The organism is Caulobacter sp. 10L414, from assembly GCF_056395525.1.
The window spans coordinates 67,734-91,239 of sequence record NZ_JBFTJR010000013.1 but is presented as its reverse complement, the minus strand read 5'-3'; the positions used below and the strand labels follow the sequence as shown (position 1 = coordinate 91,239).

Sequence of the window (23,506 nt, the reverse complement as noted above, 5' to 3'; positions counted from 1 at the left end):
CCCTGGTCGGACGTTGCAACTAGCCGTCCTGTCCAGGCATGGTCGTGGAATGTCCGTCCTGTCACAGACCCTCGTTGCAACCAGCGTCATCTACTACAGCCCGCTGGATGAGGGAGCGTTCTTTGAGTGGCTGGATCGGATCGATTGCGTCGTCCGATGCGATGGGCTCGGATCTGACCTGACAATCACGTTGTCGCGTGCGCCGAACGACGACGAACTCAGAGAGTTCATCGCATTGTTCCACAGGTATGGCGTGGACATGCGCCAACTCGCAGTTTTCGGCGAGGGGGCGGGTCGTGCTTGGTTTCGCAGGCCGAGCACGTTCTGGCACGATGCCGTGTTCGTCTCAGGCGAGGTCTCCTAACCACCCTTCTCAGCCGGTCACGACGTCTGCATCGCCGGCGGCGTCGCACCAGGTGCTGACGTTGGCGCTGCTCCAGCTAGCGGACCTTCAGCCCGCAGGCGCAAGGGCGAGATCGACCCGGAGCGGACGTCACTCAAAGCACTTTCGACTTGTCCACGCCATGTGGGCAGTCAATCCGCACGGGCAAGCCATCTTTGTAGGCGTAGTAGACGGTGCAGCTGTTCGGCCCCTCGAGTGCGGCGCGTTTCCCAATATCAGCCGCAGAGAAGAACTCCGAGATCGTGGTTCGACCGTCGCTATCCCAGTCCATCTCCGACCATCGGTAGCCATGCTCCAGCGCGTGGAACGCAAGCAGTCCAAGGTAGGCGAGAGGCAGGGCGAGGACTAAGCAAGCGAGGGTAATGAGAGTTTTTCGCATGCGTAACCGTGGCACGCATGAGGTCCGCTCACCACCCTCCCCGGCCGATCCGAAGGTCTGCATCGCAGGCCTGGGCAGCGCCAGTAGCTGACCTTGGCCCACCTCCAGGAAGCTGACATTCCGCTCATCAGGCCACCCGGCGAGATCGACCCTTGGCGGACGTTCGGGCCTTAATCGCTGAGCGCGCGAGCCTGGCGCGACCCCGCCGGAGATCGGACGGTGGACTGAGGAGGGATCACTTCCGACGTTCGCGCGCAGGTGAGCGTCAGTCTGGCTCAGCCGTTGAGCACTGGCCGAAGACACAGAGAATCCCCATCTGGCCAGGCGCTTCGTGAAGTCTTGGGGTGATCAAAACCGTGTCGACAGGCCGATCTTCACCCGACGGCCGATGTGGTCGCGATCGTTGCGGCCATAGCCGGAGGCTGCTTTGCCGTCGCCGAGCCGCGCCTGGGGGCGGGCGTCTAACAGGTTCTCGACCTCAAAGTCCAGGCTCAGGCCGCGGTTGCGCCGCCGGGCGACCGCGTCGTCCGTCGGACGCGCCGGCTGCGGCGTCACGCGGGCCAACTGATAGCCGAGCTTCAGATTGATCGTGGCGAAGTCTCCGATCACCAGGTCGCTGGCGTCGTTGCGTCCGCTGCTGGCGCGAATGCGATAGCCCTCGTTCCAGTTGGCGTTGACACTCAGGCTCCAGGGCTTGCGCCGGGCGTTGAAGCCCCCCCGTAGAGTCCGCGGCGCCGAGCCCCCGCCGTCTCCGGCCATACGATTCATCCGCGGCAGGCCGGCGCGGATGGTGACGAAGTCGCTCAGCGTCCAAGTCTGACTGGCCCACACCTGCACCGAGCCAGTCATTGGGTCAGCGACGGGAAGGCTGAGGTTGAAGTTGGCCGATACCGAACTCGAGACCGCCGAGTCGATGTTGATCGGCCGTTGGTCGATGCTCACCAGCTTGCCGTCCGCGTCGCGCTGGAAGCGGCTGGGAAAGGCCGCCTCCACTTCGGCGGTCGTGGCAGGCATCGAGCCTATGCCGTCGATCGTCTCGCTGCGCTGATAGCTGGCGTTGGTGATCAGCCTCCAGGCGGTGAAGGGACCGCTCGACACGCCCAGAGTGACCCCGTCGAGCTTGGGAGCCCTAAGGTCGGGATTGCCGCCGGTCAATGGCAACACCTCCACCGACTGGCCGGTGCGGAAGTCGTAGACGGTGATCGGATTTCCATAAGCCATCGGAGCGTAGAGCTTCTCGTCCGAAGGCGCGTCGCTGGACCGTGACCACGCGCCGTCGAAGCTGAGGCGCGCGAGCGGCGCCCAAGAGAGATTGCCGCCGATGTTGCTGCCGCGGCCGGTGTCCGAGATCCTCTGGCCGAGGCTCAGCCTGGACGAGACCGCGCCCACGTGGCTGTTGCGACCGATCTCCTCGCCCTTCGTGATCCTCAGGAGCGGAACGGTCAGGCGAACGTCGAGAGTCTCGCTGCCGCTCGACCGTCTGGCGACGCTTTCGCGTTCGGTTTCCGACCACGAACGCGCCGCGCGCGCCGAAACTGTCGCTCTAACGGCGCCCGTCGGCAGCGCCAGCAGTTTGCGGTTGGCGTTCAGGCTCAGATTGACAGACCGGTTGTCCGACGACGATGTCGTCGCGCCGTTGATGTCTGAGTGCGCTATCCGACCGAAGGCCTGCATCTGCACTGACCAGCCCCACGCCTCGCGGCTAAGCCCGGTCGTGACGTCGAAAATGCGGCTACGATTGCGCGAGGCGACCTGCTCTTCCTCGGTGCCTGAAGTGAAGTGGCTTTCGTGTGCTTGAACGGCGCTGCGTATCGATCCGCGCCACGGCCCCAGCGAGCGGGTCAGGCTGTAGTCCGCGCTGGCGCTCCGAGACTGCGAGCGCAGGGTCGCGCCGGTGCTGTCGGGATGCGACTCCAGATAATCCGGTCGCTCGTTGGCCCGCAGCGAACTCGTATCCGACGCCCGAACACCGCTCTGGCTGGTGTTAAGATCGTTGATGCGCCCGCGGCGAAGGCCGCCCGACAGGGTGGCGGTCTCGCCGGCCGTCGGCGTGCTGCGGTTCAGGACGCCGTCATAGCTCGCGAAGCGCTTCTGCAGGACGATGTTGACGACCTTGCGGGTCGGGTCGCCGTCGGCATAAATCTCGCTCGCCCCTGACGGCAGCACCTCCACCCGCACCAGCGCGTCGGGCGGAAAGCTTTTGAACGCGTCGGCGTCGGCGATGCGCTGGCCGTTGACGATGACCACGGGCGCGGCCTGTCCGCCGTATCGCTCGTTCACTTGGGTGATGACGTCGCCGATGTTCGTCGCGAGCAGGGCGTCGATCTCGGCCTCGCCGATTTCGTGCTGCGGCGTGAACTCGGTCGCGCCACGGCGGGCGGTCACTTCAACGCCCTCGACCAGGATCGGACCACTGTCGCTGGAGGAAGTGGCGCGGGCCTGGGCGGCCGCGGTCGATGAATCCGAAGGCGTCGCCTGGACAGCGTAAGGAATCACAGCGGCCGCAAGCAACAGGAGCATCATCGCCTGCTTACCTAAAATTGTGCGTTGCGCCACGGTCTTGTCATCCGATAGGAATCGACCGCGCAATCGGAGGGCGATGTTCAGAAGATGCTGGCGTTGCTTGCAACCTTAGGGTCGTAAGCGGTGATAAGGGGCAGGCTTAGCAAACCTCATCTGAAGACGCAGAAGCGACCTGATGTAAATTTACAAATGTAACCAGATTCTGACTATTCAGAAGGAAGAGATCGCATGCCTTGGTTGAAGACTGCCAGCAGCCTCGCGGGGCTCGCCGCCGCGCTCGTCGCCCTGCCCGTCGGCGCGACGGGCCTCTATGAGCATCAAGGCTGGGTTACCGTAGGCGAGACGGGAATACCTCCTCGCTTTGAGATAGGGGCGAGTGGCAATTGGGCGCCCGAAGTTGCAAGCATCGGAGAGGCGCCCGAGCCCGTCGATTATTTTTGGCAACTGGCGCAGCAAGTGCCAAAGATCAATGTCGATGCCGGAGATGCCGCATTTGGATTTAGCACCAATACGACCGGGCTTACCCGAGTTCAATTTGCGGGGTTTAATAACACGGTTGTAAAAATATACGAGATTGCAGGCGTGTATTTTATGGATAGAGATAATGATGGAACCATAGATGCAAAATTCTCGCATGACATGGAAAATGCACAATTTAATATCGATGTCACCGGCGACAATATCGCGGAATATGTGTTCGGAATAATCGCCTGAACTGAGATTGGCGTAGCGCTACCCAGATGGGTCTGCTGCTGCGCCGATCTGACGCTTGCGAATGACGTGACCCCCATTTCTCATCCAGCGATAACGAGAGTCCTGGGTTGATTTGACCTTGCCCCCAACCTTGGACCAGATCGCGCCGGGATTTCTCGCCGGTCAGCACCGGGCGGGCCAYATGCCCCGGCGCCGTTCATTAGCTCGATCGGGCACTTGTCGCCGATCGAACTATGGGGACGCTGCTCGTTATAGTCCCTACGCCAAGCCTCGCATTTTGAGCGGGCGTCGTCGAGGGACATGAACCAGGCGGTGTTTAGGCATTCGGCCCGGACCTTGCCGTTGAAGGACTCGGCGAAGGCGTTGTCAGTCGGCTTGCCGGGCCGGCTGAAGTCCAAGGCGACACCCCGCTGGTAGGCCCAAAGATCCAGGTCGCGGGAGACAAGTTCAGGGCCGTTGTCGACCCGAATGACCCGCGGATACCGACGAGTAGACCTTCCCAACGTCAGCGAAGAGTCAGTTCTCCCCCTCCCGATCCAACATCACCTCGGCGCGCAACAACCGCCCCTCGGCGAGCCGCCGCCCGAGCCGCTCGACAAAAGCCGCATAGCGCTCCTGCCCCTTGGCGCTTGCGGCCCGATCCTCGGCGATCGACATCGCCGGCGTGACCTTCAGCCAGGTGCGGATGAAAAGCCCCAGCGCCTCGGTGGCGATGGTGAGGTCGCGTTCATGGCGATCAAGCTGCCGGGAGAGCCGATCAAGACGCCGAATCCATACCGCGTCGGCCGCCTCGGCCGAGTCCGGCGACAGATAGGACTCGATCGCCGCCCGCGCGACCTCCGACTTGCCGCGACCGGTTCGCTCACACAGCGCGTCGAGCTTGCGGATGGTCTCGGGCGGCAGGAAGACCTTGGTGGCGATCTTCATGCGTCGCCTCCAAGCGGGATGCCATCGTCCGGATCCATCGCCGCCTGCCGGGCGACGCCCGCCAGGCGCCGCTGCAACTGGGCCCCCTGAGGCGTCTCATCGCCGTCGGTCTCCGCATCAGGAACCTCAGGCTCATTGGTCGGCGCGGGTCTCTTTGATACCAGACCGGGCAACTCGGGCTCGCGCTTGAGCCCGCCCTCGTCCGGTGCCTCAGCAGGGCGCGGGCTCTCTGGACGTGAGATATCCGCAACCGCGGTCCATTCGGAAACGACGGTCGAGCGAAAGCGCGCATAGCCGGTCGCCAGCGGCCGCACGCGGGCGGCAAGCTGTACGTCGGCGTAGTAGCGGATCTTTCGCGCCCTGATCGGCGGCGCGCCCGCAACGAAGATGAGTTCCTCCTGCGGTGAAAGCTGCATGACTTCGCCGGGCGTGAGCAGAGCGCGCGCCGTCTCCTGGCGCGAGACCATGATGTGGCCAAGCCACGGCGAGAGCCTGTTGCCGGCATAGTTCCGCATCGCCCTCATCTCCGTGGCGGTGCCGAGCATGTCGCTGATCCGACGCGCGGTTCGCTCGTCGTTGGTGGCGAACGCCACGCGCACATGGCAGTTGTCGAGAATGGCGTTGTTGGGCCCGTAGGCCTTTTCGAGCTGGTTGAGGGACTGGGCGATCAAGAACGAGCGGATGCCGTATCCGGCTATCACCGGCAGCGACGTCTCGAAGAAGTCCAACCGTCCAAGGGCCGGAAACTCGTCCAGCATCAGCAGCAGCGGCCGCCGATCAGCAGCCGCCTCAAGCCCTTCGGTCAGGCGCCGGCCAATCTGGTTGAGCAGCAGCCGGATCAGCGGCTTGGTTCGGCTGATGTCAGAGGGCGGCACGATCAGATAGAGGCTGACGGGCTTGTCGGCCCCCACCAGGTCGGCGATGCGCCAGTCGCACCGGGAGGTAGCCGCCGCGACGATCGGGTCGCGGTAAAGACCCAGAAAGCTCATCGCCGTCGACAGCACGCCGCTGCGCTCGTTGTCGCTCTTGTTCAGCAACTCCCGAGCGGCGCCCGCCACTACCGGGTGACCCCGGTCGCCAAGGTGCTGTGTCGACATCATCACCCGCAGCGTCGCCTCGATCGTCCGGCTGGGGTCGGAGAGGAAATTGGCTACGCCCGCCAAGGTCTTGTCGGCCTCGGCATAGAGCACGTGTAGGATCGTGCCGACCAGCAGGCTGTGGGAGGTCTTCTCCCAATGACTTCGACGCTCCAGCGCCCCTTCGGGGGGTGCAAACGGAGCGACGGTTTCGCGGGGACCCGGCTGCAGCCGTCGCCGCTTTCGAGAGGATCGCCGCCTCTCGCGCCCGCGAAGCTGGGCGGAAACCGTTGCGAAGTGCGCCAGGGGGCGGCGCCCCCAAGCACGCGCGCGCGTCAGCGCGCGCTCATGAAATGAAGCCTGCAAGGAGAGACCGCCAAGCGGGCTCGGGAAGCGGCGCCGAGTGTCCGGCGGCGGCCCCCAGGCCGCCCCGGGGGCGCGGCGCGCCCGCAGGAGCCGCGAGCGGAGCGACACCCAAGGGTCGCGCGGCGGGACCGAGCGTGACCGCCGGACGCTCTCCGCATCCCTCGCCTTGGCGACAAGGCGATCGTCGCTAAAGCGCCTCGCAATAGAAGATGCGAGGCGATCGTTGCGCCGGATCGGCCGGCAGGAACCGGTAGTGCACCAGCAACCATTCGGCGTCCTGCAAGCTGACGCCCAGGTTTTCGGCTATCCAGGCGGGCGAAGGTTCATCGTCGATCATCTGCTGGCCGGCCTCGGGCAAGGTCGCGTTCGCCGGCATCTCAGTCCCAAGCCGCGAAGGGATCGGAGAGCTTGGCCCAAGCGCGCGGCCCGAAGCCGAACTGCAGGTCCGAGACCAGGCAGGCGTCGAAACCTCGCGTCAGCGCCGCGCGATCCATGTGCTGGCCGATCAGCACGATCTCCTGGCGACGATCACCATAGGGCGGGTTCCAGACCTTCTCGATCGCCGCGCGCCAAGCTTGATCGTCAGGCCAGTAATCCTTGGGCGCGCTCGCCCACCAGCGGCCATGAGGACCAAACTGCGTCACCGCGCCGGCCTGGCTCCAGCCGCCGACGCGGTCGGGCCGGGTCGCCAGCCATACGAACCCTTTGGAGCGAATGACGCCTGGCCACTCGGCTTCCAACCAGGCCTTCAGTCGCTCCGGATGGAACGGCTTGCTGGCGCGATAGACGAAGTGACTGATGCCGTATTCCTCGGTCTCCGGCAGGACCTCTCCCATCAAAGCCTTCTGCCAGCCAGCCGCCCCTTCGGCCCGCAGCGGATCGAAAAGGCCGGTGCCGAGCACTTGGCCCAGCGCCACGGAGCCGCGCTCGGCCGCTACAATGCGCGCCTGCGGATTGAAGGTCGCGATGATCGCCGACAGTCGCCCCAAATCTTGCGACGACACCAGATCGGCCTTGTTGAGCACAATGACGTCGGCGAACTCGATCTGCTCGACCAGGAGATCCACGACCGTGCGCTCATCGCCCTCCCCCGCGGTCTCGCCGCGATCAGCCAGGCGGTCGCGTGAGCCGTAGTCGCGCAGGAAGTTGAAGGCGTCGACCACGGTGACCATGGTGTCGAGCCGCGCTACGTCCGACAGGCTCAAGCCCTCCTCATCCCGGAAGTCGAACGTGGCGGCCACCGGCATCGGCTCGGACACGCCCGTGGACTCGATCAGGAGGTAGTCGAAGCGCCGCTCGGCGGCGAGACGCCGAACCTCGGCCAGCAGATCTTCTCGCAGGGTGCAGCAGATGCAGCCGTTGGACATCTCCACCAGCGTCTCGTCGGTGCGTGACAGGTTGGCGCCGCCCTCGGCGACCAGCGCCGCATCGATGTTCACCTCGCTCATGTCGTTGACGATGACCGCCACCTTCAGGCCTTCGCGGTTGCCCAGCACATGGTTGAGGAGCGTGGTCTTGCCCGCCCCCAGAAAGCCGGACAGGACGGTGACGGGCAGACGGCGGTCGATCCGCGAAGCTTCGCCGTCGGAGGGCTCGGTCATGAGGCACGTCCATGATGTTACAATATAACGCCAACTACCCCCACCACCTCACCCCATCAAGCCTATTGTTATTTTATAACACGTGAGATCTAAAGCGGCGTCGCCTTCAAGGGATTCCGATGTTCAAGCCGCTCGCCGCCATGGTGCTGGCCCTGTCGCTCGCCGCCTGCGCCACCACAGCGCCGACGCCGAAGGCGCCCCCGCCTCCGCTGCGCGTGGCCACCTGGAACATGGAGCATCTCTCCGAGAACGGCGCTCAAGGCTGCAAGCCGCGCACGGACGCCGACTACGTGGTGATGCGTCGTTATGCCGATCAACTGAACGCCGACATCATCGCCTTCGAGGAAGTGGAGTCGGTCAAGGCCGCGGCCCGCGTGTTCGATCCTGCCAGATACCGTCTGATCATCGAGGATCGGCCGGCCAGGGATCACTTTCCGTGCGGCGGCCAGGAGGGTCGCAAGCTGACCCGCCAAGCCGTCGGCTTCGCTATCCGCAAGGATCTGGCGTTCGAGCGCGCCTCGGACTTGACCGAGCTTGCGCTCGGCAACCCCAACCTTCGCTCAGGCGTGGACATCACAGTCCGCGCAAGAGGCCATGCGCCGCTGCGTCTTCTGGCGGTCCACCTGAAATCCGGCTGCTTCAACGGCCTCAGTGGCCAGGCCTGCCAGACGCTGCAGCAGCAGATCCCCATCCTGGAACACTGGATCGACGCGCGCGCCACCGAACCGGTCCGCTTCGTCGTGCTGGGCGATTTCAACCGCCGCCTGGCGCGCAAGGACGATGTCCTATGGGCGGAACTGGACGACGGCCAGCCGGCCAACGCCGACCTGTCGCTGGCGCAAGGCGCTGCGACGCCCAAGTGCGACCCGCGCTATCGCGAGTTCATCGATCATATCGTGATGGACGCCCGCGCCGCGCGTGACCTGGCCGGCTTCGAGGAGCAGACCTACGACTTGGCCGACGGTCATCCATCGGACCATTGTCCGGTCATGGCTTCATTCCGATAGCGCCCAGGCACGAGTAAGTCTGGGTGCGCGGCGACCCTACCAGCCCAAACGGGGGACCGCTCGATCCATCCGAAAATCAAGGCTGCGGCCAAGCGTAGATCTCGCTGACCATCACCATGGCCAGGACGACGAGCAGAACGAAAGATCCGACCGCGAAGGCCAGACCAAGGCCTGTCAGCAACCGGCCTGTGGGCCTGCGACGCATCGCCATCGAAAGCACCTCTTGGTGAAACCTGCTCAAGCATAGTCGCGGCGGCGGACATGTTCCACATACGTTCTCAAAACTCCTGTGTATCGTCTCGCCGCTCGAACGACCGTGGCGCGGCCGATCGACATGCCGCTCGCGGCTCTCTCTGGCGCCGGAGGCTTCCCGTTATTTCCCCGCAGATTGCGCAGGCGCATGGCAGGCGGGAAGCTGACGGAATGAAGCGTCCACGTGGTCGGCCCAAGGGCTCAAAAAAAACTCCCACACCGCTGCCCCTAAGGCCCTCGGCCGTCGTCTCCATAGTGGAAGCCGGTCCATGGCCGGAGGTGCTGCCGGTCACCCAGCAAATCCTCCGCGTGGTCGAAACGCACTTGGCGGAGGATCTCGACGAGCTTCTGGGATCCCTGCCCTGATCAGGAGCAAGGCCCATGTCCCGCCGCGAGAAAACTCCCAAGGCGCCGCCATCGACAGCGGCGCTCTATCTACGCGTCTCCACCGCGCGACAGGCTGAAAGCGACCTGTCAATTCCTGATCAGCGACGCCAGCTCGCCGCGTACGCCCTGACCAAGGGCTTTACGGTCACCGCCGAGTTCGTCGAACCCGGCAACACAGCGACGGATGACAAACGGCCAGGCTTTCAAGCGCTGATGGAGGCAGGCCTGGAGAAGCCGGCCCGTTTCGACACCATCCTGGTCCACTCGTTCTCACGGTTCTTCCGCGATCAGTTCCTGTTTGAGTTCTACACCCGGAAGCTGGCGCGTAACGGCGTGCGACTGGTGTCGATCACCCAGGAACTCGGCGACGATCCGATGGGCCTGATGATGCGCCAGATGATGGCGCTCTTCGACGAGTACCAGTCGCGCGAGAACGCAAAGCACACCTTGCGGGCAATGAAGGAAAACGCCCGCCAGGGCTTCTGGAACGGGGCGCGGCCGCCGATCGGCTATCGCATCGTCGACGCCGAGGAGCGCGGGACCAAGGTCAAGAAGAAGCTGGAGGTCGATCCGGCCCAGGCCGAAATCATCCGCCTGATGTTTCGCCTGGCCCTCGTCGGCGACGAGCATAGCGGCCCCATGGGCGCAAAGCTGATCGCCACCTATCTCAACGCCAGACAGTTACGCACCCGTGATGGTGGCCGCTGGGGCACGGGCGCGGTCCACTACATCCTTACCCGTACGACCTATTTCGGCGAGCACCACTTCAACAGCCGCAACTTCAAGACCGGGGAACTGAAAGAGACCGACGAACACGTCATCATGGAGGTGCCGGCGATCATCGATCGCGAGACCTTCGACGCAGTTCAACTGGCCATGGCCGCCCGCTCTCCGAGGACCCCGGGCGGCAACTTCGCCAAGAGCCCCCTGCTGTTGGCAGGCATCATACGGTGCGGCCACTGCGATGTCGCCATGACGTTGCGAACAGGCCAAAGTGGACGGTACCGCTATTACACCTGCGCCAGCCGAGCCCGTACAGGAACGGCCGCCTGTGGCGGTCAGACCGTACGCATGGACGCCGTCGACGCCGCGGTCATCGACTACCTGGAGAACAGGCTTCTCGAACCGCGCTTCCTGACCGAGTTGATGGAAAACGTCATCGACCGCCGCCAGGAATGGATCGAACGCCGGCACAAGCACGTGGCCGATCTCAAGAAGATCGCATACGAGGCCCAGGCCAGACTGAGGCGGCTCTACGACACGATCGAGTCAGGCATCGCCGATGGGTCCGATCCCGTCCTCAAGGACCGTTTGCGGGAATTGAAAAAGCTGCAGGACGAGGCGACGGCCGACGCCGAACGCGCGGAGCGGGCGATCAATCGGCTGGGCCCGATCATCACTCCCGCCCTGCTGAAGCAATTCTCGGAGGCGACGCGTCGAGCCCTTCGCAACGAGGACGGCACGTTCCGCCGTGACATCTTGCGCGCCATAGCCCAGCGCGTGGTGGTGAAATCGAAGTGGGAGCTCGAAGTGTCCGGATGCCGCGTGGAGCTGATGCGCTCACTGGCCGCCACGAGCGGTATGGAAGCTGCCGAAGTTGCAGTTCCAGCACGTGTTCCGGACTGGCGCGCCCTGCAGGATTCGAACCTGCGACCGTTCGCTTAGAAGGCGAATGCTCTATCCAACTGAGCTAAGGGCGCGCGCTGGCCGCGCTTAGCCCGGGAGACCCTCAGTGGGTCCAGGGCTGCTTGCGGTTGGTCGCGAAATTGTCGGCGTAGGCCTTGATGATACGCTTGGGGACCTTCGGCTCGAACAGCTGGAACGAGATCTCGTGCCGCTGGGCGTAGGCGATGGCCTCGTCGCGGGTTTCGAAGGTGAGACGGACCTGGCCGTTCATGTCGCTGGACTGGGTCCAGCCCATCAGCGGGTCAGGCTTGCGGGCCGAGGCCGGTTCGAACTCCAGCACCCAGTCCTTGGTCTTGGCCTTGCCCGACTGCATGGCGTTCTTGGCGGGACGATAGATGCGGGCGAGCATGAGCCTCTCCAAACGGATCTGCCGGTGGTCGGAGCGGCAGGATTTGAACCTGCGACCCTCTGCTCCCAAAACAGATGCGCTACCAGGCTGCGCTACGCTCCGGACACCAGCAAGGGCTTGCTCCTACTCGGCTTTGGGGGCGAAACGCAAGCCTGCGCGGGCGGGATTTTCGACGCGGCTCAGCCCTTGGGGAAGATCCTGTGCCGCACGCGATCGCCGGGAAGCACGCCAAGCTGCCCCGCCCGGCCTCCAGCGATCTCGAGAACGCCGAGCACGGGGCCGCCCGACGGCAGCGGCGTCTCGTCCAGCGGGCGAGCGTTGCGGACCATCGACAGGATGCGCCCGTCCGGCCCGACATAGAGAATGTCGAGTGCGATGAGCGTGTTCTTCATCCAGAACGCCGCGCGCTGCGGCTTCTTGTAGACGAACAGCATGCCGCGGTCCGGGGCCAGCGACTTGCGGAACATCAGCCCCTTGCGCTGCTCGGCCTCGGTGGCGGCGATCTCGACCTGGAAACGGGCCACGCCCCGGCCGGTGACGATCTCCAGCGGTTCGAGACGGGGACCGGCGGCGAAGGCCTCGCCCGCGCCCGCCAGGACCGGAACCGCGCCCGCCAGCAGCCTCAGAGCGTCGCGCCGCCGCGGATCGTCGAGAAGGACCAAGAACGCCTCGCCAGGACTGGAGAACCGGCCAGGACCCTACCCGCCCCTCGCCGACCGGGAAAGCCGCCTCAGGCGGCGGTGATCTCGGCCACGACCAGCCCCTTGGGGCCCTGGGCGAAACGAACCATCACGTCGTCGCCCGGCTGGAGATCCTCCAGCCCGCCGCGGCGCAGGGTTTCGATGTGCACGAAGATGTCGCCCGGCGCCTCGTCGCGGACGACGAAGCCGTAACCCTTGGTGCGGTTGAACCACTTGACCTTGGCCCGCTCGGGCGGACCGGCAGGAGCCAGGGACTGGCGGGCCGCGCCGCCGAAGGCGCGCGGGCCGTCACGCCGGGGCGCCGACTCGTCGAAGGTGCGACGCGGGCGCTCCAGGGGCGATGGGGCCGAGGTCTCGTCGAGGTCGACGACCTCGCTGACCTGCCAGCCCTTGGGCCGCTTGACCACGTCGCAGACGATCGCCGAGCCCTCGAGCGCCGACTCGCGGCCGCAATTGCGCAGGGAGGTGACGTGGAGCAGGACGTCCTTCAGGCCGGTCTGGCCCGGGTCGTCGGGAACGATGAAGCCGTAGCCCTTTCCGACGTCGAACCATTTCACACGGCCGCTGATGCGCACGAGGTCTTCGTGCGCGCCCGATGCATCCAAGTCGTAACCAGACATTCCGCCCCTCTGGCTCGCCCAAACAGCCCAAAGGAGCGAGCACCACAAGAATAACAGTGTTCTCGGTAAGGGAGGGCCGTCAATGGCCAAATGATGCGGTGAGCGCGCAATACGAAAGGCGCGACGTTTAGTCGCGCCTTCTATGTCGTATGGAAAACTCTGAACTCTGCGGTTGGCAGTCCCTAGGGGAGTCGAACCCCTCTCTCCAGATTGAAAATCTGGCGTCCTAACCGATAGACGAAGGGACCGCGTCGCCGCGAGGAGCCGGGGATATACAAAGGCTCCCCGGAGAGCGCAAGCGGTCAGATGCGATTTTTTCAATCCGTCCACATGCGCGGGTCGGCGGCGTCTTCGATCTCAAGCTGGACCCCTTCCCGGCCCATGTAATCATCAGGTTTCAGGCGGCCCACGACGTGCAGCGCGCCGCCGCCCGCCAGCAGCCTGCGGCCAAGATCGGTCTCGGCCGAGCGCCAGGAGACGGCCTTGATGCGATCTCCGCTGGGTCCGACGAGGTCGACTCGCACGTGGCCGCCGCGCAGGGCCATCACCCGCTCGGGCCGCACGCCGGCCAGGGCGAAGGTCGGCTCGACGTTGCCGGGACCGAACGGCGCCATCTGCTGAAACTCGCTCCAGAGGCCGCGATTGGCCGCGCGCGGCTGCACCAGGGCGTCGATCTCGACCGACTCGGCTCCCACGGCCTCCATCTCGCCGGCCAGGGCCTCCTCCAGGAAGGCGCGCAGCTCCGGAATCGAATCGGGGCGCACGGTCAGGCCCGCGGCCATGGCGTGGCCGCCGCCGGCCATCAGGATGCCGGCCTCGAACGCGGCCTGAACGGCGCGACCGAGATTCACGCCCGGCTGGGATCGACCCGACCCCTTGGCTACCCCCGCCGCGCGATCGATGCCGATCACCAGGGTCGGCTTGCGATAACGCTCGCGCAGGCGGCTGGCGACGATGCCGACGACGCCCGGGTGCCAGTCGTCGCCGGCGACGACGATGACCGGCGCATCCGGATTGAAGTTGCTGCTGCGTTCGAGAATCGCCACGGCCTCCTCGACCACGGCGGCCTCGACGGCCTTGCGCTCGGTGTTGAGGAGATCGAGCTCCTCGGCCAGGGCCCGAGCCTCGAGCGGGTCGTCCGTCGACAGGAGACGGGCTCCGAGATCGGAGCGGCCGATGCGACCGCCCGCATTGATTCGCGGGCCCAGGATGAAGCCGGCATGGAACACGCTGGCCGCCCCCTGCCCCTTGGCGACCTCCAGCAGGGCCTTCAGGCCTGGATTGGCCCAGTTGGACATCACCCGCAGGCCCGTGGCCGTCAGCGAGCGGTTGAAGCCCACCAGCTGGGTGACGTCGCAGACCTCGCCCAGGGCCGTCAGGTCCAGCCATTGGCGAAGATCAGGTTCGGGCCGCGCCTCGCTGAACAGGCCGCGCCTGCGGGCCTCGCGATTGAGGGCCACCAGCAGGATGAAGGTCACGCCGGCGGCGGCCAGCACGCCCTGCCCGCTCTGGCAGCCGGGGCGGTTGGGATTGACGACGGCGGCCGCGGCCGGCGGGTCCTCGCGCATCAGGTGGTGGTCGATGACCACGACCTCCAGGCCGATCGTGGCGGCGCTGGCGATGGCGTCGTAGGCGGCCGCCCCGCAGTCGAGGGTGACGACCAGCTCCGCCCCCGTCTCGCGGATGGTCTTGAAGGCGGCGGGACTGGGCCCGTAGCCCTCCTTCAGGCGGTCGGGGATGTAGATCGGCAGTTCGACGCCCATGTGCCGGAACCAGCGCACAAGCTGGGCCGCGCTGGTGGCGCCGTCGACGTCGTAGTCGGCGAACACCATGGTCGGCCGCCCCTGCTCCAGGGCGTCGATCAGGATCTCGGCGGCCCGGTCCATGTCGGTGAAGCTGGACGGGTCTGGAAACAGCGACTTCAGGGTCGGCTGCAGATAGTCGCGTGCGCCGTCGAGGCCGACGCCCCGCGCGGCCAGGGCGCGGGCCAAGGGCTCGGAAAGGCCGTGCAGGCGGGCGATGTCGCGCGCCACGGCGGCGTCGGCGGGACGCTCGCGCCAGGCGCGACCGGACAGGGAGCGCTCGACGCCCAGAAAGGCCTCGGTGGCGGCGGGATTGGCGTGACCGTCGGCGGCCATGGCTAAACCAGCCTGAAATCAGCGTCTTGGGGCATGGGGCGACCCTATCGCCTTTGCGGGATTCGATCCATGACAGGCCGCTGCGGCGAAAGCGGACGTGACCCAGGCCAAGCGCGCCCGGCGAGCTCTCCTGGCGGGCGCCTGATCGTGTGGCGACGACTTCGCTCGCCGCAGACGCCGGCGATCATGGCCGCTCTAACCTCGCCCATGAATAGAGACAGCGAATCGGACGGAGCGCCCTCGTGATCACCCTCGTGTTCTGGCTGATGGCGGCGGGCATGCTGGCCGCCAGCGTGTATGCAGGCTTCCTGCGCCTGTGGCCCCTGACGGTGATCATCCTGGCGCTGTGCTGGGACAACGCCATCGTCGCCGCCGGAGCCCTTGTCGGGCCGGGCGACCTGCTCGTGGGCCTGTCGGTGCCGCGCTATGTCGCCCACGGCCTGCTGACGCCGCTGCTGATCCCGATCGTCTTCTGGATCGCCAGGCTGCGCCTGCGCGCCTGGGTGTGGGTCCTGACCGCGCTGCTCGTAGCGCTCGGCGCCTATACCGAGATCTTCAACCTCGACCTGGTGCTCAAGGAGTACGGCGGCACGCTGCGCTACGCCCACGCGGCCGCCAGCCCGCCCATCCCGTCGATCGTGACGGTGCTGGTGCTGATCGGCGTCGGCGCCCTGCTGTGGCGCCGAGCAGGCGTGCCCTGGCTGTGCCTGGGCGCCCTGGCGATGTTCGGCAGCGCCGCCAGCGGCGTGTTCTGGCTCGGCAACGCCGGCGAGTTGGTGCTGATCAGTTCGATCCTGGCGACCGCGGCCGCCCTGCGCTCGAAGGCGGCCTTCGCCCGCTGACGGGCGCGCGCTCCCCTTCGGAGAGCGCGCAAGCCGTCAACCGGCGGCCGTTTCCCTGGCGACCTGATCCACTTCGTTGGCCGAGCCCAGCACCACCGGCACGCGCTGGTGCAGCTTGCTGGGCGCGAGATCGAGGATGGGCGTGACGCCATCGGTGGCCTTGCCGCCCGCGCGCTCGACGATCAGGGCCATCGGATTGGCCTCGTACATCAGGCGCAGCTTGCCCGGCTTGCCCGGCTCGCGAGCGTCCCAGGGGTACATGAAGATACCGCCGCGCATCAGGATGCGGTGCACGTCGGCGACCATCGAGGCCACCCAGCGCATGTTGAAGTTCTTGCCCCGCGGGCCTTCCTTGCCGGCCAGGCAGCCGTCGACATAGCGACGGATCGGCGGTGCCCAGTGGCGCTGGTTCGACATGTTGATGGCGAACTCGGCGGTGTCGGCGGGGATGGTCGACGAGGCGTGGGTCAGGAGCCACTTGTCGTCGGCCGAAAGGGTGAAGCCCACCACGCCCGAGGTCAGGGTCAGGACCAGCATGGTCTGGGGGCCGTAGACGGCATAGCCCGCGCCCACCTGGTGGCGGCCCGGCTGCAGGAAGTCGGCCTCCTCGGGCTCGCGGCCTTCCGGGGCCGGCAGGATCGAGAAGATCGTGCCCACCGAGACATTGACGTCGATGTTGCTGGAGCCATCGAGCGGATCGAAGGTGACCAGATAGCCGCCCTGGCGGCCGGTGGTCTCGACATGCTCGAGCTCTTCCGAGGCGATGCCGGCGACCGGGTCGCAGGCCTTCAGGGCGTCGCTCAGCAGGTCGTTGGTCAGGATGTCGAGCTTCTTCTGCTCTTCGTCCTGGACGTTGGTGATCCCGGCCGCGCCGAGATTGCCCAGAATGGCCCCGCCGGCCACCACGCGGCTGATGCGGGCGCAGGCGGCGGCGATCTCGGTGACGACGGTCTTGACCGCGGGGCTGGAGGGATCGCCGGCGAGGTGGCTGGCGAGATCGATCAGGGCGGTCATGGAGAAGAGCCTTAGACTGTACGAGACGGCGATCAGTCGCCGCGGCGCGAGCGACTCGCAGACTAGTACGACAATATTACGAGTGCGAACGGGCCGACGCGGAACGCCGGCCCGACAAAGCCTAGGCGCGGCGCTTCATGCGCACTTCGCGCACGGCGCCGGTCGAGGAATTCATCACCAGGCTGTGGGTGTGGACGAAGCCGTCCTTGAAGCCCACCCCGTCCAGCAGGGCGCCGGAGGTGACGCCGGTGGCGGCGAAGATGGCGTCGGACCGCACGATCTCGTGCAGGTCGTACTTCTTGTCGAACTCGGTGACGCCCCAGCGCGCGGCGCGGGCGCGCTCGTCGGCGTTACGGAAGATCAGCCGCCCTTGGAACTGGCCGCCGACGCATTTCAGCGCCGCGCAGGCCAGGACGCCCTCGGGCGCCCCGCCGGAGCCGAGATAGAGGTCGATGCCGGTGGCCGGATCGGCCGTGTTGATGACGCCGGCCACGTCGCCGTCGGTGATCAGGTTGACGCGCGCGCCGACCGAACGGACCGAGGCGATGATCTCGGCGTGGCGCGGACGGTCCAGCACGCAGACGGTGATCTGCGAGGGCTCGACGCCCTTGGCCGCGGCCAGGGCCTTGACGTTGTCGGCGGGCGACTTGTCCAGATCGATCACGCCGGCCGGATAGCCCGGACCGCAGGCGATCTTGTCCATGTAGGTGTCTGGCGCGTTCAGCAGCGTGCCCTTGGGCGCCCAGGCCATAACGGCCAGCGCGTTGGGCATGGCCTTGGCCGTCAGGGTGGTGCCTTCCAGCGGATCGAGCGCGATGTCGACGGTGGGGCCGCCACGGCCCACCTTCTCGCCGATGTAGAGCATCGGCGCCTCGTCGCGCTCGCCCTCGCCGATGACGATCTCGCCGTCGATGGAAAGCTCGTTCAGCGCATTGCGCATGGCGTCGACGGCGGCCTGGTCGGCGGCCATCTCGTCACCCCGGCCGACCATGGTCCATGACGCGATGGCGGCCGCTTCGGTCACGCGGACCGCATCCAGGACCAGAGAACGGTCCAGGGTGTTAGAACTCATCAGTGTCTCCCAGCCCGTGGCGAGGCTAATTTCCCAATGTCTTCCACACCTGGACCGCTTGTTGCTCGCGATCTCTAGTTGCGCGCGACGCGCAGAAGACGGGGACGCTCTAGCACGGCCTGCAGCTTTTCGATGCGGCTAATCGCGTCGAGCAGCTTGGATTCGGGAGTCGCATGGGTGACGAGCACGATCGGCACGCCCCCCGCCCCTTCCACGGGCTTCTGCAGGAAGGCGTCGATCGAGACGCCGCATTCGGCCAGGGTTTCGGAGATCGCGGCGATGGCCCCAGGCACGTCGCGGACCATGATCCGCAGATAGGCCTTGCCCACCGACTTGCTCGGATCCACCGCCACGAACGGCGCCAGCGCCCCGGCCGGAGCCTGGAACACCGGGCGCACGGCCTTGGTCATGACGTCGGCGATGTCGGCGGCGACGGCGGCGGCCGTCGGGCCGGCGCCCGCGCCCGGTCCCTGGATGAAGATGCGGCCGATACGGGTGCCCTCGATGAAGAGCGCGTTCAGGGCGCCGCCGGCCTGGGCCAGCGGATGCGCCAGCGGGATCAGGGTCGGATGGACCTTCACGGCCACGCCGTCGTCGGTCTTGGAGGTGCCGGCGATCAGCTTGATGCGGTAGCCGAGGTCCTTGGCCAGCTTGATGTCGAGCAGCTCGACCTCGCTGATGCCCTCGATCTCGGCGGCCTCGTAGTTGGGGGCGCAGCCGAACGCCAGGGCGGCCAGGATGGTGATCTTGTGGCCGGCGTCGAAACCGCCGACGTCCATGGTCGGATCGGCCTCGGCATAGCCCAGGGCCTGGGCCTCGCGCAGCACGTCGGCGAAGTCGCGGCCGGTCTTTTCCATCTCCGAGAGGATGTAGTTGCAGGTGCCGTTGAGGATGCCGGCCACCGAGACGACGTCGTCGCCGACCATGGCCTCGCGCAGCATCTTCACCGCCGGCGTGCCGCCCATCACCGCCGCTTCGAACAGCAGCGGCACGTTGTTGGCCTCGGCCAGGGCGGCCAGTTCGGCGCCGTGCTCGGCGATCAGGGCCTTGTTGGCGGTGACCACCGGCTTGCCCAGCTTCAGCGCCGCCTCGACCGCGGCCTTGGCCGGACCGTCGCTGCCGCCGACCAGCTCCACGAACAGGTCGACATTGGGCGAGCTGGCCAGGGCGACCGGGTCGTCGAACCATTCCAGGCCCGAGATGTCGACCGTGCGCGGACGCGACTTGGAGCGAGCCGACACCGCGACCACCTCGGCGCGATCGCCGGCCGGGGCGAAGTCGGGGCGAGCGTTGAGGAACTGCAGCAGGCCGCCACCGACGGTGCCGAGGCCGGCGACGCCGACGCGCCAGGTTTTCTGAGTCATGGTGCGGTTCCTCGTGGTCGGTGCGACCCTTTGGCGGGGCCGCCCTCGTCCTTCGACAGGCTCAGGATGAGGGCTATTGCGGGCATATGAAGTGGAAATCCTCACCCCGAGCCTGTCAGGGGCGAGGATTTCGCAAGCGGGTCAGGCCTGCTCGAGGCTGTTGTGAGCCTTGGCCAGGATCTGGTCGGCGTTGGCGATGAACTTCTTCACGTTGCGCGCGGCCTGCTTGATGCGGTGTTCGTTCTCGACGAGGCCGATGCGGACATAGCCCTCGCCGTATTCGCCAAAGCCGATGCCCGGGGCGACGGCGACGCCGGCCTCCTCGATCAGCAGGCGCGAGAACAGCATCGAGCCGGCCGCCTCGAACTGCGGCGGGATCTTCGCCCAGGCGAACATCGAGGCGGGCGGGTTGGGGATGTCCCAGCCGGCGCGCTTCATCGACGAGACCAGGGTGTCGCGGCGGCCCTTGTAGATGCCGCGGATCTCCTCGACGCAGTCCTGCGGGCCGTTCAGCGCGGCGGCCGCGGCCACCTGCACCGGCGTATAGGCGCCGTAGTCGAGATACGACTTCACGCGGGCCAGGGCCGCGCAGATGCGGGCGTTGCCGACCACCATGCCCACGCGCCAGCCGGCCATGGCGTAGGTCTTCGACAGCGAATTGACCTCGACGGCGATGTCCTTGGCGCCTTCGACCTGCAGGATCGACGGCGGCGGGTTGTCCTCGAAGTAGATCTCGCCGTAAGCCACGTCGCTGATCACCAGCAGGTCGTGCTTCTTGGCCAGCGCCACGGCGTCCTTGTAGAAGTCGAGGTCGACCGTCTGGGCCGTCGGGTTCGACGGATAGGACAGGATCAGCACGGACGGCGGCGGCACCGAGTGCTTCACCGCGCGGCTGATGTTGCTGAGATACTGCTCGGGGCTCAGCGCAGGCACGTGGCGGATGACGCCGCCGGCCATGATGAAGCCGAAGGCGTGGATCGGATAAGCCGGGTTCGGGCAGATGATGACGTCGCCGGGAGCCGTCAGGGCCTGGGCGAGGTTGGCGAAGCCTTCCTTCGAGCCGAGGGTCGAGATCACCTCGGTGTCGGGGTTCAGCTTCACGCCGAAGCGGCGCTCGTAGTAGCCGGCCATGGCCTTGCGCAGGCCCGGGATGCCCTTCGAGGCCGAATAGCGGCCGGCGCGCGGATCGCGCGAGGTCTCGATCAGCTTGTCGACGATGTGCTTGGGCGTCGGCATGTCCGGGTTGCCCATGCCGAAGTCGATGATGTCGACGCCCTGGCCGCGCAGGCGAGCCTTGATGCGGTTGACCTCTTCGAAGACGTAGGGCGGCAGGCGGCGGATACGGTGAAAGTCGGCGGTCATGATGGCTCGTGCGCCCTCTGGCGCTGCAGGAGCGAAAAGTCGGGCATGGATAGACCCCAAGCGGGGCCTAGCCAAGCCAGTTCAAGGAAAATTATGCCTCCGTCGCCCTATTGGGGCTTGGACGGAGGCGGGGTAGCTCGGCCGCGAGCAGCCTTGGCGAAGGCTTCGGTCTCGGCGCGATCGGCCACGGTCGGGATTTCCGACGGCGGAACGCGGCCGGCGCGCTGGGCGCGAGCGGCGAAACCCTCGGTGTCCGACAGGGCGAAGGTCCCCGGCGCGGTGTCGCGACGGAGCTGAGCGGCCGCGGCCTGCTCGGCCTGGACCTGGGCCTTGTATTCGCCCGGCTTGGGAATATCCGTCGGAACGGTCGGAATGGCGGCCAGGCTCGGGATCTTGCCCCGCTCCTTGCCGGCCGCTTCGGCGGCGGCGGCCACCGGCGAGGTGGCGTCGACCGGCGGCGGCGTGAACGGCGACGAGGCGCAGGCCGACAGCACGGCCGCGAGGACCGAGAGCGAGGCGCCGAAACGTACGATTTTACCGGTTTGGCCGTTCATCTTGTCTCAGGTCTTATGCGATGATCGCGGCGAGCGGAAGGCGCCGAACGAGAATCGGCGGTCGATAAGCGACATTCAGGCGGAAGGAACGCGCATGGCCAAGGGCGACGGCAAGGACGCGGGCAAGGGCGTCAAGACGGCGGCGAAGCCCCGCAAGCCTTCCGCACCCCGCAAGACGGCCGCCGCAACGCCAAAGCCCCCTCCTCCGCCCCCTCAACCCGATCCCCCGCCCGAATCGCCCCAGGCCGCCGGCGGGCCCGACTTCGCCTCGCTGCTGACCGAGGAGCAGCGGCGGATGATGGAGGCGCTGTCGGCCAACCTGGCCCGCGCGGCGGTCACCGCCCAGGGCGCGATCGCCGAGGCGGCCCTTCGCCAGGCCGACCGGCCAGCGGCCCTGTCGCCCGACCCGTTCCACGTCGCGCCTGCCCTCAACGAGGTGATCGGCAGCCTGGCGGCCCAGCCCGACCGGCTGCTGCGCGCCCAGGCCGACCTCTTCAACGGCTACATGGAGCTTTGGCAGTCGGCAGCCCGCCGCGCCGTCGGCGAGGAGACCAAGCCGGTCGTCAGCCCCGCCCATGGCGACAAGCGCTTCTCCGACCCGGACTGGGTGACCAATCCGGTGTTCGACATGATGAAGCAGTCCTACCTGCTGACGTCCAACTGGCTGAACGGCCTGGTCGCCCAGGCCGAGAACGTCGACCCGCAGTCCAAGCGCCGGGTCGAGTTCTTCACCAAGATGCTGACCGACGCCTTCTCGCCGTCGAACTTCCTGATCTCCAACCCGGCGGCCCTGCGCGAGGTGATGCAGACCAACGGCGAGAGCCTCAAGCGCGGCATGGAGAACTTCGCCGCCGATCTGGAGCGCGGCGGCGGACAGCTGGCCATCAGCCAGACCGACCTGGCCAAGTTCAAGGTCGGCGAGAACGTCGCCACCGCGCCGGGCAAGGTGGTCTACCAGAACGACATCCTGCAGTTGCTGCAGTTCGATCCGACCACGGAGCAGCAGCACGAGATCCCGCTGCTGATCTTCCCGCCCTGGATCAACAAGTTCTACATCCTGGACCTGCGCCCCGAGAACTCGATGATCCGCTGGCTGACCGGCCAGGGCTTCACGGTGTTCGTCGCCTCGTGGGTCAATCCCGACACCCGGCTCGCGGCCAAGACCTTCGAGGACTACATGCTGGAGGGCGTCTACGACGCCAGCCAGCAGGTGATGACCCAGTGCGGCGTCGATAAGGTCAACACCGTCGGCTACTGCATCGGCGGCACGCTGCTGTCCTGCGCCCTGGCCCACATGGCCGCCAGGGGCGACAAGCGGATCAACTCGGCCACCTTCTTCGCCGCCCAGCAGGACTTCGCCGAGGCCGGCGACCTGCTGCTCTTCACCGACGAGGCCTGGCTGAAGGAGATCGAGGCGCGGATGGACCAGCAGGGCGGCTTCCTGCCCAGCCAGTCGATGGCCGACACCTTCAACGCGCTGCGCGGCAACGACCTGATCTGGTCGTTCTTCATCAACAACTACCTGATGGGCAAGGAGCCGCGGCCCTTCGACCTGCTGTTCTGGAACGCCGACCAGACGCGGATGCCTAAATCGCTGCATCTGTTCTACCTGCGCAACTTCTACAAGGACAACAACCTCACCCATGGCCGCCTGAGCCTGGGCGGCGAGCAACTGGACCTGTCGAAGGTGAAGACGCCGATCTACGTGCAGTCGTCCAAGGACGACCACATCGCCCCCTATCGCAGCGTCTATCGCGGCGCACGGGCGTTCGGCGGACCGGTGACCTTCACCATGGCGGGCTCGGGCCACATCGCCGGCGTGATCAACCATCCCGACGCCAAGAAGTACCAGCACTGGACCAACGAGCACCTGCCCGGCTCGGTCGAGGGCTGGCTGTCGGGCGCCGTCGAGCATCCCGGCTCGTGGTGGCCCCACTGGGCGGGGTGGCTGAAGGCCAAGTCCGGCAAGCTGGTCCCGGCCCGCGATCCGGCCAAGGGCCCGCTGAAAGCCTTCGAAGACGCTCCGGGCAGCTTCGTGCGCGTGCGCTCGAACGCCGAGGCGGCGGCCTAGGAAGTCAAATCCCTCTCCCCTTGCAGGAGAGGGTGGCCTCCAAAGGAGGCCGGGTGAGGGGTCTCTCAGACCTGAAAGCTGCGTAGCCGCGGTCAGAC

General features: G+C 66.6%; 19 protein-coding genes, 3 tRNA genes and 2 pseudogenes. 6 read left to right on the top strand and 18 right to left on the bottom strand.

Annotated elements, in window-relative coordinates:
* Positions 1–364: hypothetical protein (locus tag AC1DCG_RS07680; protein WP_477041438.1), on the top strand; the 364-nt coding region annotated here is incomplete at its 5' end.
* 766 nt (positions 365–1,130) lie between these two features.
* On the opposite strand, the gene AC1DCG_RS07675 is transcribed toward AC1DCG_RS07680, so the two are convergent.
* Positions 1,131–3,338: a porin family protein gene (locus AC1DCG_RS07675; RefSeq protein WP_477030109.1), complete on the bottom strand. Its 2,208-nt coding sequence runs from the start codon at positions 3,336–3,338 to the stop codon at positions 1,131–1,133.
* Positions 3,339–3,533: 195 nt separating this feature from the next.
* On the opposite strand from AC1DCG_RS07675, the gene AC1DCG_RS07670 reads away from it, so the two are divergent.
* The gene (locus tag AC1DCG_RS07670) at positions 3,534–4,019 is read left to right on the top strand and encodes a hypothetical protein (RefSeq protein WP_477030108.1); all 486 of its coding nucleotides are present in this window, start codon (positions 3,534–3,536) and stop codon (positions 4,017–4,019) included.
* Between the two features lie 80 nt (positions 4,020–4,099).
* Here AC1DCG_RS07670 and AC1DCG_RS07665 read toward each other — a convergent pair.
* From AC1DCG_RS07665 to zigA, 5 genes and pseudogenes are all read right to left on the bottom strand, one after another.
* Positions 4,100–4,501, bottom strand: a pseudogene (locus tag AC1DCG_RS07665) (integrase core domain-containing protein); the annotation flags it as partial.
* A 34-nt stretch (positions 4,502–4,535) separates the two neighbouring features.
* Positions 4,536–4,946 (bottom strand): ribbon-helix-helix protein, CopG family, encoded by a 411-nt coding sequence (locus AC1DCG_RS07660; protein WP_477030107.1) that lies wholly within the window; start codon positions 4,944–4,946, stop codon positions 4,536–4,538.
* A pseudogene (locus AC1DCG_RS07655) lies at positions 4,943–6,211 on the bottom strand (type IV secretory system conjugative DNA transfer family protein); the annotation flags it as partial. The pseudogene AC1DCG_RS07655 and the gene AC1DCG_RS07660, both read right to left, overlap by 4 nt.
* A gap of 364 nt (positions 6,212–6,575) precedes the next feature.
* On the bottom strand, positions 6,576–6,764 hold the full coding sequence (locus tag AC1DCG_RS07650; RefSeq protein WP_477030106.1) for a hypothetical protein: 189 nt from the start codon (positions 6,762–6,764) through the stop codon (positions 6,576–6,578).
* A gap of 1 nt (position 6,765) precedes the next feature.
* Positions 6,766–7,989 carry a zinc metallochaperone GTPase ZigA gene (zigA, locus tag AC1DCG_RS07645; RefSeq protein ID WP_477030105.1) on the bottom strand — a complete coding sequence of 408 codons (1,224 nt, stop codon included), beginning with the start codon at positions 7,987–7,989 and terminating at the stop codon, positions 6,766–6,768.
* Positions 7,990–8,108: 119 nt separating this feature from the next.
* Between zigA and AC1DCG_RS07640 the strand changes: the two genes are divergently transcribed.
* Both AC1DCG_RS07640 and AC1DCG_RS07635 read left to right on the top strand, forming a co-directional pair.
* Positions 8,109–8,996 carry an endonuclease/exonuclease/phosphatase family protein gene (locus AC1DCG_RS07640; RefSeq protein WP_477030104.1) on the top strand — a complete coding sequence of 296 codons (888 nt, stop codon included), beginning with the start codon at positions 8,109–8,111 and terminating at the stop codon, positions 8,994–8,996.
* Between the two features lie 633 nt (positions 8,997–9,629).
* Complete coding sequence (locus AC1DCG_RS07635) at positions 9,630–11,300, top strand: recombinase family protein (RefSeq protein ID WP_477030112.1); 1,671 nt, start codon at positions 9,630–9,632, stop codon at positions 11,298–11,300.
* Here AC1DCG_RS07635 and AC1DCG_RS07630 read toward each other — a convergent pair.
* The 7 genes from AC1DCG_RS07630 to recJ form a co-directional block, all read right to left on the bottom strand.
* Positions 11,259–11,335 (bottom strand) — tRNA-Arg (locus AC1DCG_RS07630). The genes AC1DCG_RS07635 and AC1DCG_RS07630 overlap by 42 nt on opposite strands.
* A gap of 29 nt (positions 11,336–11,364) precedes the next feature.
* Positions 11,365–11,670, bottom strand: coding sequence for an ETC complex I subunit (locus AC1DCG_RS07625; protein WP_058346925.1), 306 nt, complete (start codon positions 11,668–11,670; stop codon positions 11,365–11,367).
* Positions 11,671–11,695: 25 nt separating this feature from the next.
* A tRNA-Pro gene (locus AC1DCG_RS07620) sits at positions 11,696–11,772 on the bottom strand.
* A 77-nt stretch (positions 11,773–11,849) separates the two neighbouring features.
* Positions 11,850–12,296: a DUF192 domain-containing protein gene (locus AC1DCG_RS07615; protein ID WP_477036400.1), complete on the bottom strand. Its 447-nt coding sequence runs from the start codon at positions 12,294–12,296 to the stop codon at positions 11,850–11,852.
* A 104-nt stretch (positions 12,297–12,400) separates the two neighbouring features.
* Positions 12,401–12,991 (bottom strand): stationary phase survival cold shock domain protein CspD, encoded by a 591-nt coding sequence (gene cspD / locus AC1DCG_RS07610; protein WP_477030103.1) that lies wholly within the window; start codon positions 12,989–12,991, stop codon positions 12,401–12,403.
* Between the two features lie 173 nt (positions 12,992–13,164).
* Positions 13,165–13,239 (bottom strand) — tRNA-Glu (locus tag AC1DCG_RS07605).
* 69 nt (positions 13,240–13,308) lie between these two features.
* Positions 13,309–15,129 carry a single-stranded-DNA-specific exonuclease RecJ gene (gene recJ / locus AC1DCG_RS07600; protein ID WP_477030102.1) on the bottom strand — a complete coding sequence of 607 codons (1,821 nt, stop codon included), beginning with the start codon at positions 15,127–15,129 and terminating at the stop codon, positions 13,309–13,311.
* A 242-nt stretch (positions 15,130–15,371) separates the two neighbouring features.
* Between recJ and AC1DCG_RS07595 the strand changes: the two genes are divergently transcribed.
* The gene (locus AC1DCG_RS07595) at positions 15,372–15,971 is read left to right on the top strand and encodes a hypothetical protein (protein WP_477030101.1); all 600 of its coding nucleotides are present in this window, start codon (positions 15,372–15,374) and stop codon (positions 15,969–15,971) included.
* Between the two features lie 36 nt (positions 15,972–16,007).
* Here the strand turns inward: AC1DCG_RS07595 and AC1DCG_RS07590 are convergent, their stop codons facing one another.
* The 5 genes from AC1DCG_RS07590 to AC1DCG_RS07570 all read right to left on the bottom strand — a co-directional run bounded on the left by AC1DCG_RS07590 (position 16,008) and on the right by AC1DCG_RS07570 (position 21,337).
* Entirely contained in the window at positions 16,008–16,985 is a 978-nt protein-coding gene (locus AC1DCG_RS07590) for a class 1 fructose-bisphosphatase (protein WP_477036389.1), read from the bottom strand.
* A 121-nt stretch (positions 16,986–17,106) separates the two neighbouring features.
* The gene (glpX, locus tag AC1DCG_RS07585) at positions 17,107–18,057 is read right to left on the bottom strand and encodes a class II fructose-bisphosphatase (RefSeq protein WP_165259758.1); all 951 of its coding nucleotides are present in this window, start codon (positions 18,055–18,057) and stop codon (positions 17,107–17,109) included.
* 74 nt (positions 18,058–18,131) lie between these two features.
* Positions 18,132–19,421, bottom strand: a complete 1,290-nt coding sequence (locus AC1DCG_RS07580; RefSeq protein WP_477030099.1) for a homoserine dehydrogenase — start codon at positions 19,419–19,421, stop codon at positions 18,132–18,134.
* A gap of 141 nt (positions 19,422–19,562) precedes the next feature.
* On the bottom strand, positions 19,563–20,783 hold the full coding sequence (locus AC1DCG_RS07575) for an LL-diaminopimelate aminotransferase (protein ID WP_058346918.1): 1,221 nt from the start codon (positions 20,781–20,783) through the stop codon (positions 19,563–19,565).
* 107 nt (positions 20,784–20,890) lie between these two features.
* Positions 20,891–21,337: a hypothetical protein gene (locus AC1DCG_RS07570; RefSeq protein ID WP_165259754.1), complete on the bottom strand. Its 447-nt coding sequence runs from the start codon at positions 21,335–21,337 to the stop codon at positions 20,891–20,893.
* Positions 21,338–21,431: 94 nt separating this feature from the next.
* On the opposite strand from AC1DCG_RS07570, the gene phaC reads away from it, so the two are divergent.
* Positions 21,432–23,408, top strand: a complete 1,977-nt coding sequence (gene phaC / locus AC1DCG_RS07565) for a class I poly(R)-hydroxyalkanoic acid synthase (RefSeq protein ID WP_477030098.1) — start codon at positions 21,432–21,434, stop codon at positions 23,406–23,408.
* Positions 23,409–23,506 lie beyond the last annotated feature (98 nt).